Raw genomic sequence first — 17,234 nt, 5'->3', positions numbered from 1 at the left:
AGAGAGGCGTTCATGGAGCCTCATGTCGGCAGCCAGCGCGTATCTGTAGTAAGTGGACTAAGCTCGAGCTCCGCCGCCACCTTCCCCCTGTGGAACTGCACGAACAAGCACGCGGCTACCTGGGTACGAGACCTCTGCGCATTCGCCCGAAATAAGTCGTCGAGACTCGCCCCCGCATCACCGCCGCCTCGAATGCTACGCTGCAACGACTCGATCAATGGCGCATCGATCGCTTCGTTGCTGTTGACGTAGGGCAGCATTTGCTTGAGGTTCCGCAATAGAAGTCTGCGACGCATCAAATCAGCCTCAGGCCAAATCTGACACCCTATCGTTGATACCTCCAGGGCGCTCTGGAGAACACCCAGAGTGGTTTTCTTATCCTTGCGGGAAGCACCGTGAACGATGACACCATGTTGAGCATGGCTTTGTCGGGCAACCCAAAAGTCCATCGCGCGAGATGTATTGCTCCTCAGGATCGCTATGTCGAGGTGGGGGCGCTCGCATATCGAGACAACGTCTGGATCGAATTCAAGTAGCAGCCAAGCGTCAAAGAGCGCAGGCCCAATGAGCTTTACATCTCGACCGGGAGCTTTCCGAGAACGCAAACAAAACACATTCGAGGCCATGAAGACCTTTTTGGATATGGGCCTTGGTTCTTGGTTAGACGTGACACTCATGCAGTCACCTCAAAAAGGCTGGAGGCGACGGTGGTTCAGAAAATCGGACCAGCCAACGCACTATTAAATAAACCCACGCCGCTTTCGGCCATGTGAATTTCTATTGAATTATTGGTAATGGCAAACGAAGCCAGCCGCCGCTCCTAAAGGAGCTAATTATTAAGCAAAGTGAAAAGCGCTTTCGTTCCTTGGCAACAGATTGATATACCTATCGTTTGTCGCACACGGAACAACCCTCAGATAGTGAGCGTTAATAATTCAACGGCATTTTTGGATACACTCGTTTTGTCCAGTATTTAGACACAAGGTTGTATGCTTGATTTTCAAGCCATTGTTTTTCTTTTAATAAAAATGGATACAGGATTTGCGGAGATACATTTCCCGTACGACCTCACTGGCCCTTGGTCCGGATTTTGCCGCTACTTCAACGTATAAGTCAGCGTGCCATATCCAAGCTGGTCGAATCCGCCGCTGTTTGGGCCGTAGTCGCCGCCACCACCTTCGGGGCGCACTTTCTCGGCTGCCATGCGGAGATAAGGAGCATCCAGCCCTTTGAGCACCACGTAGTGGTTGTAGAACAGCTCCCACACCGGGCGGATATCGCCGCGCCCGCCACTTGAGATGATTGGCTGCGTTACATCGCTGTTGCTGTAGGTCGTGTAAGGAACGTCTTGCCCGAGGTTGTATTTGGCGATGTATTCCACGCCCTTGAGCGCGCGATTGTCCTCGTAGCCGAAAAGGTCGTCGTGCTGATTCCAGGCCATCTGGCAGAACGCACCCAATAGCGCCACGTCGAGGGTACTGTGCCCCTGGTCGCGCCCGCTTTCCTGGGTCTGCCCAAGGCCATCAGGGTAGATCTTCCACACGAAGTGTTCGATGGCCCCATTGCCTGCGCCGTGCTTGAAATACTCGACGGCCTCGTCGTAGATATCCTTGCGATCCGTCAGAATGCCGATGGCCAACATGGACGACATGTTGGCGAGATCCCAGTTGGCCCAGTAGTGATCGATCTTCTGGCCGTTGTGATGCACCAGAAACTGATGGTTCATCGGGTAAAAGACGTTGAGCATCATCGTCTTGAAGCGAGCGACATCTTGCTCCGGCCAACGCTTGTAACTACGCATGATCTCCGCCGCGTTGGCGAGCTGGTAGCCGTAAATGCCTGATGCCAGAAACTTGTCGGACGTGCCATCGATCCCGGTCAAGGTCTTGGACCACGCGTCCAGAATGGCGACGGCCTTGTCGGCATAGGCGTCGTCACCACTCACCTTCCAGCGTAGGGCAAGCGCATACGCAGCCGCAGCGTCGTTGAATAGCGCTGCATAGTTCTCCCGATGAGTGCCGTCATAGCCACGATAAACCATGGCTTGGGGGTTCGCGGTCCACTTCAGTGACGCATGGGAATTCTTGATCAGCACATCCCAGCCATCCGTCCAGGGCTGCGCGTTGTGCGCCACTTGCGTCTTCATGCGGTCGAGGTCGACCTGGGTATGCAAGGCACCCGGATGAACGAACGAACTCGCCATCACCGCCGGCGCGGTCAATGCCAGTGCGACCGACATGCCGATGGAATAGCCCAGGCTTTTGAATAGAACGTTCAACGTGTCTAACTCCGAGTGAAAAGGCTCGCCTCTACAGAAAGTACGCCATCAACGTTGAGCAGGCCTTTCACTGCAGCGATCGCGGCAAGCATAAATTGGAGCGCATGTCCGCCCGAAGTCAAGGCGATGACTGAGCGCAACTCCTCCATGAATCTACCCCCTGCCCTTGGCGACGCCTACGCGAAGCTTGCAGAAGACTCTTCGTGTCGCACGGTGACGGGGTAATCCATGCTGACCCTGCCCTCGCGCAATACAGTTCCGTGACAAGACGTCCGTGTAGACGTCCAAACCTCGGACGACAATTCACGCCACCGTCACCACCTGGACACACTATCGAATAAGAATCCTCGCCGACAATTTGGATCGATTTAACTCGATGACATTTTGCGATTATCGCGAACTGTCCGTCACCCCATGATCGTTCCGGCGAGAGGTTTCCATGCTCAAAATCCAGCATTTTTTTCCAACGCATCGACAACACCACGGCGCACCACCGCGCTCCACGACGATGCGCGGATCACGACGCCTTTTTCTGCTGATGCTCGCAGCATCGGCGTCTTGCGCGGCGATGACGGATCAACACGACCTTCGCCTGAATCAACTGCAGTACATCGGTAGCCACAATAGCTACCACGCTGGATTGGCTGCCGGCGAAGCTGCCATATGGAAGCGCGTGGCGCCCGACATGTTCGCCATTCTCGACTACACGCATCCAGCGCTGACCCAGCAGCTCGATGACGGTGTGCGACAGATCGAACTCGATATCTGGGGTGATGCGAAGGGCGGCCGATACGCCCGTCCGGCGGTCGTCAACGAAGTAGCCAAGGCGGGTTTACCTGCGGATACCCCGTTCGCCGATCCGAAAGTCATGCAGCAACCCGGGTTCAAGGTCATGCATATTCAGGACATGGATCAGCGCAGCAATTGCGAGCCGCTGGTCGCGTGTTTGCGTGAAGTACGCGCCTGGTCAAAGGCGCACCCCGGCCATCTGCCCGTGTTCATCTTGCTGGAGACTGAAGAGTCGCCACTGAAGATGCCCTTCCCTACCGTGCAGCCGGAGCCGTTCAGTACCGCGGCGCTCAATGCGTTGGATGCCGAGATTCGCTCGGTATTCGATCGCCACGAGTATCTAAGCCCCGATGATGTTCGCGGCGATGCAACCACGCTTAATAGTGCCATTCTCGCGCACGGCTGGCCGCACCTCTCAGAGGCACGCGGCAAGGTGATCTTCCTGCTCGATCAACGTTCGGTAGGCCCGGCGTACCTGACGGGGCACCCCTCGCTTCGCAACCGAGTGCTGTTCACCAATGCCGCGCCAGGCGATGACGATGCTGCCTTTACTGAGCTCAACGACGGAAGCGCCGAGGAGATCACCAGGCTGGTGAAGGCGGGCTATCTGGTGCGAACCCGCACCGATGCCAACCTCAAGGAGCCTGCGCGCAACGACACGACACGCCGGGATGCGATGCTTTCCAGTGGCGCACAGTTGCTAAGCACGGACTATCCCGATCATGAGCCGGCCGCCTCCGGCTATATGGTGAGCTTTCCTGGTCATGCACGCGCCCGCTGCAATCCGCAGATCACTGAGGCGCACTGCAACGGAGTCGACCTATCGCAATAGGCGACAGCTAGTGATGCCAATCACCCACTTCCTTGGTTGAAGCCCGGACTGAACGGGTTATCCCAAGGGAAGGTGGGTCGCGCTCAAAGTACCCGTACGCACTACGGAAGAAGCCACACCGCCACGTTCGTTGGCGGAAGGCACCCTGCTGCCCGGCGCAGCGAAAGCACTACAGATTCTCAGAAAGAAGCTCTGCCCTTCCCCCAGGACCATCCCCGCCATGAACCAGCCGTACAAGCTCAACTTACTTGCTGTCTCTGTATGCCTCGGCCTTAGCCTGAGCTCCATTGCTTACGCGGACGATGATGCGGACAAGAAGACCAAAACCTTGTCCGAGGTGAGCGTGACCGCCGACGGCACGCCCTCTACCGGCACGATTGATGAACAGAGGCTCGGGGTCAGTGTCAGTACCGTCATGACCAAGCAGGAGATGAATGCGGTTCCTTCGGCCAACATCGCGGACGTCGTGTCCCATATGCCAGGGCTGTCGGCCTATAGCGACATGCATCTCGGCCAGGCTGCCACCGGCGAGAACGAGTACGTGACCATCCGCGGCCTGGACTCGAGCTACAACGCCTATACGGTCAACGGGTTTGCACTGCCGGAAACCGACTCTTCCACCCGCGCGATCTCGCTGAACATGCTGGCGCCATTTGGCATCCAGTCGGTCAAGGTATCCAAGGCGCCCACGCCCGATATGCCGGGTGACTCCATCGGCGGCACCATCGACATGCGTACGCCGACGGCGTTTGATTTCGAGAAAGACACCTATGCCAAGACCACGGTGCAGGGTCAGATGAATTCCCTGGCATCCGATTTGGGCGTCTCCAACAAGGGCGGTACGGTACAGCAGGAGTTCGCCCGTCGGTTCGGTGACAACAAGGCGTTTGGCATCTATGCCGCCGCCTACTACGGAAAGAACAACAATGCGGCGGAGGCGGTTGCACCCAACTCTTCTTACACGCCGGTGAACCCAGCGGAGGCGAACGCGACTGATCTTCGGTATGCCGGGCCGCTGCAAAGCTCGCAGTACAAGTACAGCATCTACACCAACCAGATCAAACGTTACGGTGCCAATGTTTCGCTGGATTGGCATGGCGATACGACATCGCTGTATGCACGGGCCATCTATGGCTCCTACAGCGTCAAGGGTGAGCAGAATCAGGCATCGGCGCGAAATCAGAATGCGACGGATATTCTCCGCGGCGGCTACTTCAACACCCGCGATATCGACGAGAAGATGGCATCGCTGCAACTGGGCGGCGATAGTCGACTCGATCGCCTTAGTCTTGAGTACGGCACATCGTTCGGTTACGGCAACCGCAATCGTCCGGATTATGTGGAAGCCAGCCTTTACGGCACACCGGTGCCGGGGCAGTTCTCGTTCGGCCTTGGCAATCCAACCTATCCGAGCATTGCCGGCAACCCAGCGTCGCTTCAGAACAATTTCTACAACCTGGGCACCGATTCGTTCTGGAAGGTGCAGGGTCACAATGCCGGCAGCAAGGACACGCGCATCAACGCGCATGCCAACGGCACCTATCAACTGGACGATGGCGCGCTACAGAACATCAAGTTTGGCCTTTCCGCCGATACGTCCAAGCGCAATGCGTACGATCACCCCTTCTTCCACGACGACAACAACTTCGTCTACGGCGGCACTTACTTCGGCGGCCCCAACTACCCCTACTACGCGCCGGGCGGCCCCACGCTTGCCGCGCTGCCGGGGCAGGTTATCAATGGCGCTTTCGGTGGAAAGTATGCCGGCCCGTTCAAGCTGATCGACCGCAACTGGGTGCTTGCGCAGGCACTGCCGTATCAGTACGTGAATGATCCCAACGGTGCGGGTAACTACACCGCCAACGACTACAACGCCAACACCACGTCCAGTCGCGAAAACATCTATGCCGCCTACTTCATGGCGACGGTGAACTATGACGCGCTGACGATACTGCCTGGTGTGCGCTACGAGCTGACCCACTACTCGGCCAGTTCCTGGCAGTCGAATGGCGATGACGCCACGGGTCAGTTCGTCAACAATGGCCGCACGTATGGCGAAGTGTTGCCGGGTATCAGCCTGAACTACCGGCCGGACGACCTGACGGTGTATCGCGCGTCGTTGCGTCGCAGCTTCAGCCGGCCGGCCTTCGGCCTCATCTCCGGCGAAACCGTGTATTCGATCGACGATACGACGGGCAAAGTGCTTGGCATCTCCAAGCCCAATCCGGATCTCAAGCCCACGACGGCAGACAACCTTGACCTGTCCGCCGAGTTCTATGACGCCAATGGCGGCTTGCTCACCGCGTCGGCGTACTACAAGCGCATCAAGGGGTTCGTCTACACCTCGCAGGCGAACACCACCAACGACAGCACGCTGGGCGGCAATGTGCCGACGGGCACCATCTTCGAGAACGGCGTGCCGGTTACCACGCCCGAAAATGGTGGCACGGCCACGCTGTTCGGCACGGAGCTGGCTGCTAGCAAACAGTTCGTGAGCCTGCCGGGTTTCTGGAGCCACTTCGGCGCCAGTGGCAATGTCACACTGCAACACAGCTCGGCCGAAAGCGGCCGCATTGATCACCCAGGTAGCACCTGGCTGCCGCGCGCGCCGGAGAAGATCTACAACGCGGATCTGTTCTATGACGACTCGAAGCTTCGCGCCGATCTGACCTACAACTACACCGGCCTGCAGTTGATCGGGCTGACCAGCGACCGGCTCGACTACTACCTGCAGCCGGTCAAAACCCTCAACTTCAACGCCACCTATCACTTGCCCCATGGTGTCGATGTTGGCGTTTCGGTGAGGAACCTGCTTAACGAAGCGACCTTCTATGAGACGGAAGGCAAATCGAAGCACTACCTGGCCTACGACCCGGGTGCGGATGGTGCTTATGTGGATACGGGCCGCGTCTACATGGTCAACCTGAGCTATACGTTCTGACACTCGGACACTCCGATGATGCACCGATCATGCAGCGCACCTGCATGATCGGTGCACGAGCTTAGTTTTCTCAGCGGCAAACGAAACCGCATGGATTTGCCTATGAAAAACCCCCGCTACCGTCGCCGCGCCATCACTGTGCTGATCATGTCGGCCTGGATGGCGTTCGCATCCGTCGCGGCGATGGCCAGCGACGATATGCAATTGGAGCGCGTCATCCTTCTTTACCGGCACGGTGTGCGCACGCCACTTCCGGGTGAGATCCAGGCCAACGAGGTCAACGGAAAGCCTTGGCCAACCTGGAAACAAGCACCCAGTGAATTGACTCCGCATGGCGCCAAGGGAGCCGAGCGCATGGGGGCGTACGACCGCGAACGCCTCGCTAGCGCGGGCCTGTTCCCTGCGAGAGGATGCCCTGCGCCGTCCAGCATCCGGTTCTGGGCCAATACGGACGAACGCACTATCGCAAGCGCCAAAGCGCTCGCGCAGGGTTTCGCCCCGGGTTGCCCTATCGCTATTGGGCATCTTCCCCAGGGCAGTGACGACCCTCTATTTCACCCCATCGAGGTGAAGGCGGTCGACTGGAGTGCGCGGGATGCGGTGGCATCCATTCAAGCGCAGACCGGCGGCCCGGATGCACTGACTGCGCCCCATGGGGAGGCGTTGGCCACCATGGCATCGGTGCTGGGTTGCAAACCCGGCAGTACGCAACCCCTGTGCGACTCCAGCACGTGGCACGGCAGTTTTGCGACCTCGCCAGACCAAAGCCACATAGTGCTGACCGGTCCTATCGCAACGACCTCCGGCACCGCGGAAGTGATGCTCATGGCCTATGCGGAGGGACGCCCGCTAAACGATGTGGGCTGGGGACGGACGGACGCTGCCAAGCTTGAGGATCTTTCACGTCTGCATTCATTGCTGTTCGATATCTACGCACGCCCAAGCTACATGGCGGAACGGGTCGCGTCGCTGATGAGCAAGCGGATCGTCTCGACGCTGCAAGATGCGGATGCCCCTCGTCTGAGTGTCATGGTGGGAAGCGACAACAATATCGTCGCGCTCGCAAGCGTGCTGGGCATTCACTTCAAGATGCCGGGTTACGGCCAGGACGACCCGCCGATTGGTGGTGCTCTCGGCATCGAACTATGGCGTCGTCCCGCCACGGGCCAGCGCTATGTTCGCGTCTTTTATCAGGCGCAGACCTTGCCGCAGTTGCGCTCGCTCAGTGCGGATAAGCCGGCCACTTTGCTTTTGAATCCGGCAGGCTGCCCGACGAGCAAGGAGGGTCTCTGTCGCCTGGAAGCGGTGATTCCGTCACTCGAACGGGCCGCGGCACACGTCAAGTAAATCGCTCGTTCGTGCTCTCCTTCGGCCGTCGAAGCAGCGCTTGCTGCATCTCGTAGTTTCCGCGGTAGCGGTTTGCCACTCTTCTGGCTCGCAATGGCGAATCCGCTCCACCAACGACACGAAATGACGGGTGCCGCCGGCGGGCGGTGCTTACCATCAGGTTCTCGCTCAACGAGTCTCGACGCCATGCCGATCTATGATCTGGAACCCCTTCTGGCTCCGATCTCAGACGACGCTCCGTCGGGCGAGAACCTGGAATACGACGCTGACTTCCTCGCTCTTGAGCGGGCCGCGACGGTCAAAGCCGAGCGCGTGGTCGGCGACAGCGTCAAGCAGGCGGAAGAGCCGGATTGGGATCGGGTGGCAGAACGCTCGCAGGCCCTGCTTGCGCGCTCCAAAGATCTGCGTCTTGCGACGCACCTCACCACAGCATGGACGCGCACCGCCGGCCTGCCCGGCTGGACCGCCGGCCTGGCTCTGATCCGCGGCCTGCTCGAGCAACACTGGGATACCGTCCATCCCCAGCTGGACGCGGAAGACCATGACGATCCGACCACCCGGGTCAGTTCCGTGGCGCCGATCGCCGATCCACTGAGCCTACTTAGTCATGTCCGCACCACGCCATTCGTGCAATCGCCGCGCTTGGGTCCTTTCAGTCTGCGGGATCTGCGCATCGCCAACGGCAGCCTGAAGATCTCCGCGACGGATGGCGATGACCAAGTCGGACTGCCCACACAGACGGAGATCGAGGCCTGCTGCCTGGATTGCCCCTATGAGCAGCTCGCCGCGACAGCGAGCGCGGTGACGGAAGCGCTGGAGCATGCCAAGGCCATCGATGCCATTTTCAATGAACGCGTCGGCACGGCGGGTCCAGAACTCAAGCCATTGCTAAGCGACGCGTATGAACTGAAGAGTTTTCTGGAGGCACAACGCAATTTGCGTTCCCCCCAGACGTCGACGGATGGCGCGAACGAGGAGGCGGAGCAGGTGTCTGCTGGCACGACCGCCATCACCACCGTAGTCACCAAGGTCGGCATTCAGGACACACGGGACGTGCTGCGTTGCCTGGATGACCTTTGCGAGTACTACGCACGCGAGGAGCCCTCCAGTCCGGTGCCGCTGTTGCTGCGCCGTGCCCAGCGTCTGGTAGGCAAGAACTTCCTCGACCTGCTGAAGGATCTCGCACCTGGCGGGCTTGACGAATTACAGCGGGTGTCCGGGCACGGTGATGATGAGTGACGCTGGTGAGTGGATGCCCTTGGCGTCCGCTCAATAAAAGCCGTCGCATGCGTTTGCGGCGCTGCGCAGCACCAGTTGCCGCACCGCAGGATTCCATTGCAGCGACAAGCCGCCCGGCAAGCCGGCTGTGATGGTGGTGTCGGCGGGCTGAGAGATCGGCCCGATCTGCTGATGACTGCCGTCTGCGTAGGTCACCTGCGCGGACAGCGCGAAACCATTCGGCGTCGCACAAGCGTCAGGCTCCACCTGAGCCACCTGCGTCGCACCAAAGGCGGTCAGCACGGGCAGGCTTCCGCTCCGTACCGACGCCCCGCCCTGCCCTGATGAGCAACGGGCATCCAGCGTGTAGGTCACGGCAAAATGCGGCGGCGAAGCCATCTGCACTACACCCACTGCTTCAGGTTGCGCGACACAGCCCACCAGAAAAGCTTTGCGCTGGGCTTTGACATGCAGCACATAGCTTCCAGGCGCGATGCCGTCACCACCCGGAAGCACCAGTTCAATACGCGTCGGCTGAGCACTCACCAACGTGGGTTGCAGTGCCAAAGGTTTGTCGTCGGCATCTGTCGCGATCACCTTCGGGTCGGCGCACTGGGCGTCTGCCAGGTTCTTGCCAACCAGTACAAGGTGCCGCTCTGCCTCTCCGCCATGTATGGCAAAGATCGCTCGTCGGTCCGGCGTCTCCACGGCCTCGATCACCGGTGGTGCGGCGGACGGCGCATCACGCGCCTCAGCCAGCCGCTCGACCGTCAATGCCAGCGCCTGCGCCATGGTGGCCGCATCACCATCCAGGCAGTGCGTGCAGCTCCCCAGATAGGCCTGCGTGCGCAAGACAGCTGCGTGGGCGCGCATGGCTTGGGCGCGCCGCGCGTCGCCCATCAGCTCCACGGGCTGGGCGGCAGCGTTACCCAGGTTTTTCGCCAGCGCATCCTGCCATTGGCTCAGGTGTTGCACGGTCGCTTCCAGCGACTTATCGGGATGCGCCTGTTCGCGCGCCTCCAGTTTTGAGCGCACGTCGTGCAGTTCGGCGATGACGGCGCTCCCGCTTAAGCGCGGTGCATTCTGCGCGCAAGCACCCGCCGTGACGGCCAGCGCAAGCAACACCATGCTGAGGCGCAAGCGGAACATGGCCATCATTCGCCCTGGCAGTCCGCCGTCTCCGGATCGCAGGCCTCCTGGTCGGGCGGTAGGCGGATACCCGAGGGGACGATGCCGTACGCGCGGTAGCTGGCCGTGATGATGCTGGCGTCGATATAAGAGTCCAGGCGGTTGTTGCCGTTCTGCGCGTGACTGGTCGACATGGTGGTGGGAAGGTTGATCGACAGCAGGCCAGCCTCCGGCAGCGGATTTCCCTGTCGGTCCAGCGCATAGAAGTACGCGGGCGGAAGGCCAATGGCTTCGACCACATACGGCAGTGTGCCAAACGCGTAGATAGGCGCCGTGATCAGACCGATATGCTCGCTGGCCGCATATATGCCCTGGCCGTTGTACAGCGGCGTCGTTCCGGTCTGCAGCAGGCTGCCATTGAGCACCGCGAGGTAAAGCGCGGACGTGCCCGCATCCACCGTGTAGCTACTGCCGTCCACCGACGCCAGCGTCAGCGTTTGCCCGTTGGTGAGACTGAAGCCAGCCGGCGACTGGAAGCCGCCCAGCGTACTGATGTGATTGGCGATGGGCTGGCTCTGCGTCCCCAGTGAGGTTGCACCACCTGCCCTGCCGCTCAGCGTCGTGGCAACAATATTGCCCGTCGCGCTTTCGTTGATAGCACCTGCAGCGTTGAGCACGACACGTCCGCCGCTCAACGTACCCGTCACATCCAGATCGCCGTCTTGGGTAATAAGCGTTACGCCACCGGTACTCAGTAAGGGCCCGGCGATCGTCAGCCCGTTCGCATTGGTCAGGCTGAAACCGTTGGCACTGAAGTTGCCAACGCTGCCCACGCTATTGGCCTGCATCAGATTGGTGGCGCCGGACGAGCTGCCGGTCAGCGTGCGCGCATTCAACGCGCCTGCACTCTGATTGATGGCCGCGCCACTCACTAGGCTGAGGTTGTTGGCCGCCGTAACGACATTACCCAGGTTGATGCCGCCACTACCCGTCAACGCCACGTTCGCGCCGCTCAGGTCCGCTGTCGTGCTCAGCAAGCCACCGCCTGACGTCAGCACCAGATTCGAGCTGCCGGTGTTTATAGCAGCGCCGGGCAAGAACAACGTGCCGCCGAGGGAAATCAGGCTGACAGCACCATTGGTGCCATTGGTCAGCGAAGCAATCTGCAGATCGCCAGCATTGGTGATGGCAATGCCGGTGCCGATGGCAGTCACTGGACCAGCCAACTGATTGCTTGCATTCGTCAGCTGGATGCTGCCGTTGCCGGCATTGAAATAGCTGCTGCCCGTGACATTGAGCGCACCCACCTGCCCGATGGCCGGATCGTTGCTGGTGACGCTCAGGTTACCGTTGATCTGGCTCGTACCAAACACTAGCGGGCTAGTGTTGGCAATCTGCGTATCTCCGCCCGTAAGGCTGACTGCGCCACGCAGATTGTTGGCACTGTTGGTCAAGGTGATGGCGTTGGTTCCGGCATTCAGCGTCGTTGCGCCCTGTACCTGCAGGGAACCACTCTGCACGATGGCCGTGCCATTGGTGAGGCTAAAATCACCGCCACTGGTGTAGTTACCCAGACTGCCGATCTGGTTGGTTTGGTTAAGCAGCGTGGTTCCCGAGGACTGGCCCGTCAGCGCGCCCGTCGTCAGCGTACCGCCGACCTGATTGATCGTTCCTGCACTCGCATTCAGCGCCACTCTCCTGCCATTTACGGCATTGGCCAGCGTGATATTCCCACCACTGGCGAGCGCAATGTTACCTACGCTACTCAATACGCCAGACACGATCAGCGAATTCGCGTCAGCCAGGCTGAAGTCGCCACCACTGTGGTAATTACCGAGGCTATAGATCGTATTGCCTTGCATCAGCGACGTAGAGCTCTTCGAAAAGCCACTAAGCATTCCCGCGCTAATCGCGCCGCCAGACTGAATCACTGCGCCGTTGTTTGCCGTAAGCGATACATCCGTACCACTCACCGTTCCCTGCAATGTCAGGTCGCCATTGGTCGTGGTCAGTGCCGTACTGCCGTTACCGTTCAAAGAACCGTTAACGGTCAGTGCGCCCGCATTCGTAAGGCTAAATCCGTTGGCAGTAAAGCTGCCGAGTTGCGTGATCTGGTTTGCCTGATTCAGCGTTGTGACACCCTGCGAGCTACCGGTAAGTAGCGGCGCACTGAGCACGCCACCTGTCTGGGTAATCGCGCCGCCGCTGCTAGTGAGATTCAACACGCCGGCCGCGGAGACATTGTTTGCGAGCGAGATGCCCTGACTACCGGAGAGGGAGATGTGGGTGCCCTTTAGGCCTCCGGCTGTCATCAGCGAGCCACCAAGAGCGGAAAGCGTCAGGTTCGCCGAACCGGTATCGATAGCTGTGCTCGGCAAATACAGCGCGCCGCCTGCGATCAGACTGACGGCGCCGTTCGCACCATCGATCAAATTCGCCACGCGTAGGTCACCGCCACTACGGATGGTGATGCCGGTGCCGCTAGCGTTGACGCTTGATCCGAAGGCATTGCTCGCATCGGCAAGGGTAATCGCGCCGGTACCCGCGGCACCGCCCGCGGTGAACGTGCTTATGCCCGTCACGGTCAATGCACCGGATTGGCTGATCGCGGCGCCGGTATTGGCCGTAGTCGCGACCAGATTACCGGATATGTTGCTCGCGCCAAGATTCAGCGCACTGGCGTTGTTGGCCAGCGTGTTTCCGCCAGTAAGGTTCACCGCCCCGTGCAACTGGTTGCTGCTACCCAGCGTGATGGCACCCGTACCGGCGTTGAAGTTGCTTGTGCCAGTGACCGTCAACGGATTGGCTGTCTGGCCGATAGTCGCATTGCCGGTCGTGCTGGCAGACAGGTTGCCCGATAGTGTGCTGGTATCGAAGATCAGACCAAGACTGTTGACGATCTGTGCGTCGCCGCCGGTCAGGCTCACGGCACCCAGCAGGCGGTTGCCGCTGTTGGTCAGTGTGATCCCGCCCGTGCCGGTGTTGAATGAACTTGTGCCGGTAACGTTCAACGTGTCAGTCGCAATCGGGCTCTGACTGATTGCGGCGTTGGTCGCGGTCGCCGCCAGATTGCCAGCAACGGTGCTCGCGCCAAAGATCAAGGCGCGATCATTGGCAATGCTCGCGTCGCCACTGTTAAGACTCACGGTACCGTGCAGGTCGTTGCCGCTGTCAGTCAGCGTAATGGCATGGGTGCCGGCGTTGAGCGTGGTGTTCCCCTGCACAGTGAGCGAACCAGATTGTGTGAGGGCGCCGTTGTTGGTCAGGCTGAAATCGCCGCCACTGCTAAAGAGGCCAAGGTTGGCGATGTTGTTGTTTGTCTGGTTGAGTACGGTGCTGCCGCCGGAGCCTCCACTGAGCGTCGCCGTGGAGATGCTTGATCCTGCCCCCTCGCTGATGCCGCCCTGTGCATTCAGCGCAACGGTGTTGCCTGTCATTGTCCCATTCAATGCCAGATCGCCACTGGTGGTGGTCAATGCGACACCCGTGCCGCCATTCAACACGCCGGTAGTGCCGAGTGTCTGCGCATTGGTCAAACTGAAGCTGCCAGCGCTAAACCCACCCAGCGTCGTGATGTAGTTGGCCTGGTTCAGAACGGTACCGCCAAAGGAGTGGCTGGTAAGTGCGCCCGCCGCTCCAGTCGTGGTGATACTTCCACCGTTACCTTCGGTGATGGCACCCGCTGACGTCAGCGAGACGTTCGTTCCGCTTATCGCGCCATTGAGCGCCAAGTCGCCGGTAGTGGTGGTCAATGCCACGCCGCTACCACCGTTAAGCGTTCCCGTGGTGGTCAGTGTCTGCGCGTTGGACAAGCTGAAGCCGTTGGCGGTGAAGTTACCAAGATGCGTGATCAAGTTGAGCTGACCCAGCGACGTGGAGCCTTGCGAGCTACCGGTCAGCACGGCTGCCGTGAGCGCACCGCCACTCTGGGCAATCCCGCCGTTGCTGCTGGTCAGGCTCAGCGCGTTTGTCGCCGTCACGTTATAAGGCAGCGTGAGTGCGCCGTATGACTGCAGCGAAACGTTGTAACCAGCCAGATCACCCGAAGGCGTGAACGAACCACCGCCCGCAACCAGGGTCAGATCACCGGTGCCGGTGTTTATTGACGCCGCAGGGAGGTTCAAGCCGCCATTGAGCGAGGTCAAGCTCAACGATCCATTGGCGCCACCGCTCAGCGCACCCACCGTCAGGCTCCCTTGATTGACGACAGCGATACCGGTGCCGGTGAGATTGACGGTTGAACCGAAGGAATTGCCCGGATCGATCAAACTGATCGCGCCGGTGCCCGATGTGGTGTCCGCCGTGAATGTGCTTGTGCCCGTCACCGTCAATGCGCCGGACTGGCTGATCCCGGCGTTGGCATTGGCCGTGGTCGCGGTCAGGTTGCCGGAGATGTTGCTGAGGCCAAGATTCAGCGCACCCGCATTGTTGATCAGCGTATTGCCGCCAGTGAGGTTCACGGCGCCATTAAGCTGATTGCGATTGCCCATCGATATGGCGTTTGCACCGGCATTCAACGTTGTATTGCCCACTACCGAGAGCGTATTCGTCCCCGACTGCGCGATGCGTCCCATATTGAGCAGGTTGAAATCGCCGCCACTGGAGTAAGTGCCCAAGTTGGTTATGGCGTTATTGGCCTGGGTAAGTACGGTGCTGCCCGTCGACGAACCTGCGAGAGTGCTGGCCGTAATGCTCCCACCCGCACCCTCGGTAATGGCGCCAGCTACGTTCAACGTGGTCGTGCCGGTGCCGCTGTTCAACGCCCCGTTGATGGCCAGCGCGCCACTGTTGTTGAGGCTGAATCCGCTGGCGCTGAAATTTCCAAGCGCGGTGATGTTGTTGGCTTGGCCCAACGTGGTGCTGCCGGTCGACGAACCTGCGAGAGTGCCAGCCGTGATGCTTCCGCCCGCGCTCTCGGTAATGGCGCCGATCACGTTCAGCGTGGTCGTGCCGGTGCCGCTGTTCAACGCCCCGTTGATGGCCAGCGCGCCACTGTTGTTGAGGCTGAATTCGCTGGCGCTGAAACCGCCAAGCGCCGTGATGTTGTTAGCCAGACTCAGCAGCGTGGTGCTGCCTGTCGACGAGCCGGCCAGAGTACCGGCCGTGATGCTTCCACCTGCACCCTCAGTAATGGTGCCGGTCACGTTCAACGTGGTCGTGGCCGCACCGCTGTTCAACGCCCCGTTGATGGCCAGTGCGCCGCTGTTGTTGAGGCTGAAACCGTTTGCGCTGAAACTGCCGAGCGCGGTGATGTTGTTGATCTGGGCCAGCGTAGTACTGCCGCTCGACGTACCGCTCAAAGCCGCCACGGTAAGCGCACCACCCGACTGAGTGATGTAGCCCCCGCTGTTCAGTGAGAGCGACTGAGCGTTAACGTTGCCGCTGAGGGTCAGGTCCGACCCCGCCGCCGTGCCCAGCGCCACCGAGCCGCCGCTGACCGTCAGCCCGCCCACCTGCAACGATGCGCCCGCGCCATTGGTCAGGCTGAAGCTGCTGCCCGAGCTGAAGCTGCTGACGTTCTGGATCTGGTTCGCCTGCGTCAGCGTGGTGCTGTTGACGGAGCTGCCAGACAAGGTGCCGGCCGTAATGACGCTTGCGGGTGCTGATCCCGAATTCGCCGTCTGAGTGATCGCTTGCTGCGAGCTCAGGACTACCTGGCCACTGCCGGCGTTGACCGCACCGTTCAGGCCAATGGAGCCATCGCTGGTGATTGCGATATTGCCGCCAGTCGCGCTGATCGTTCCGCTGGTATCGACATCGCCACCCGTGCCAAGCAACTGCACCGTGCCGCCGTTGCCGCTGATGCTGTTGGCCTGAACCACGCCAGTGTTGTTCACCATCTGCGTGAACAAGCCTGGCGTGGCAGACGCCTGTAGCACAATCGTGCCGCCATCCGCGGTCAGCGTGCCGTTATTGGTCACTGCAGCGCCGGTACCGGGGCCCGTCCCAAGCGCACCCGTCAGTACGACGTTGACCAGGTTGTTGCCGTCGAAATCGACGGTCACCCGATCGGCGCCATCCAGAAAAATATGCCCGGCGCTGGCCGCAATCTGGCCGCTGTTGACGACATTACCGCCCACCAAGATCACGCCGCCGCCACTGGCTGCGCTGATCGTTCCCTGGTTGATGATCGATGCTGAGCCGCCGCTATTGAGCAGGTCGTAGTACGTGTGCCCGTTGGATGCCGTGGTTCCGTTGACATCCAGCGTGCTGGCCACCAAACCGCCGACAGAAACCTGGGCGCCATTGCCAAATACAATGCCCGCCGGATTGATCAGGAACACCTGGCCGGGCGCCGTGAGAGCGCCGTAAATCTGGCTTGCTACGGGCGAGGAAGAACCGATACCGATGCGATTGAGCGCTACCGAGCTCGCACCCTGGGCCTGATTGAACATCACCGTTGCACCCGATCCGATATCAAAACTCGTCCAGTTCATCGATACCTGGGCACTGGTCTGATTGATCGTCATGGTGTTCGCGTTGGACGACACCGTGGCAACGCCGGTGATGACCGTGCCCCCGGTAGGCAACGCATTGGCGGCCGGCCCGCCGGCCAGCGCGCCGCTAACGGGAAAACAAGAGCCCGCCGCCATGCCAAGCAGGGACAGGCTCAGTGGCAAGGCCTTGCGCTTCATGCGCAGTAATAGAGGGGACGCGGCGCGATGCGTGCGGTCATGGATCCGGTTCATGGTCGTCACCCC

General features: G+C 60.2%; 8 protein-coding genes. 4 read left to right on the top strand and 4 right to left on the bottom strand.

Annotation, left to right across the window (positions count from 1 at the left end):
• Positions 1-20 precede the first annotated feature (20 nt).
• Together DyAD56_RS23665 and DyAD56_RS17705 are read right to left on the bottom strand one after the other, a co-directional pair.
• On the bottom strand, positions 21-296 hold the full coding sequence (locus tag DyAD56_RS23665) for a hypothetical protein (RefSeq protein ID WP_146010558.1): 276 nt from the start codon (positions 294-296) through the stop codon (positions 21-23).
• An 800-nt stretch (positions 297-1,096) separates the two neighbouring features.
• Complete coding sequence (locus DyAD56_RS17705; RefSeq protein WP_102304105.1) at positions 1,097-2,278, bottom strand: alginate lyase family protein; 1,182 nt, start codon at positions 2,276-2,278, stop codon at positions 1,097-1,099.
• Between the two features lie 568 nt (positions 2,279-2,846).
• Here DyAD56_RS17705 and DyAD56_RS17700 point away from each other — a divergent pair.
• The 4 genes from DyAD56_RS17700 (at position 2,847) to tssA (ending at position 9,426) form a co-directional block, all read left to right on the top strand.
• Positions 2,847-3,899: a phosphatidylinositol-specific phospholipase C1-like protein gene (locus DyAD56_RS17700; RefSeq protein WP_233202576.1), complete on the top strand. Its 1,053-nt coding sequence runs from the start codon at positions 2,847-2,849 to the stop codon at positions 3,897-3,899.
• 220 nt (positions 3,900-4,119) lie between these two features.
• Positions 4,120-6,840, top strand: a complete 2,721-nt coding sequence (locus DyAD56_RS17695) for a TonB-dependent receptor (RefSeq protein ID WP_102304103.1) — start codon at positions 4,120-4,122, stop codon at positions 6,838-6,840.
• Positions 6,841-6,942: 102 nt separating this feature from the next.
• Positions 6,943-8,187 carry a histidine-type phosphatase gene (locus tag DyAD56_RS17690; RefSeq protein ID WP_158241380.1) on the top strand — a complete coding sequence of 415 codons (1,245 nt, stop codon included), beginning with the start codon at positions 6,943-6,945 and terminating at the stop codon, positions 8,185-8,187.
• 186 nt (positions 8,188-8,373) lie between these two features.
• A complete protein-coding gene (tssA, locus tag DyAD56_RS17685; RefSeq protein ID WP_102304101.1) occupies positions 8,374-9,426 on the top strand; it encodes a type VI secretion system protein TssA in 1,053 nt (350 codons plus the stop codon).
• 30 nt (positions 9,427-9,456) lie between these two features.
• Here the strand turns inward: tssA and DyAD56_RS17680 are convergent, their stop codons facing one another.
• Positions 9,457-10,554 carry a hypothetical protein gene (locus DyAD56_RS17680; protein WP_146010557.1) on the bottom strand — a complete coding sequence of 366 codons (1,098 nt, stop codon included), beginning with the start codon at positions 10,552-10,554 and terminating at the stop codon, positions 9,457-9,459.
• Between the two features lie 5 nt (positions 10,555-10,559).
• A complete protein-coding gene (locus DyAD56_RS17675) occupies positions 10,560-17,222 on the bottom strand; it encodes a filamentous hemagglutinin N-terminal domain-containing protein (protein WP_158241379.1) in 6,663 nt (2,220 codons plus the stop codon).
• Between the last annotated feature and the right edge of the window lie 12 nt (positions 17,223-17,234).

It is taken from the genome of Dyella sp. AD56 (genome assembly GCF_002878475.1).
Classification (GTDB): Bacteria; Pseudomonadota; Gammaproteobacteria; order Xanthomonadales; family Rhodanobacteraceae; genus Dyella.
This window is presented reverse-complemented; position numbering and strand designations above follow the sequence as displayed.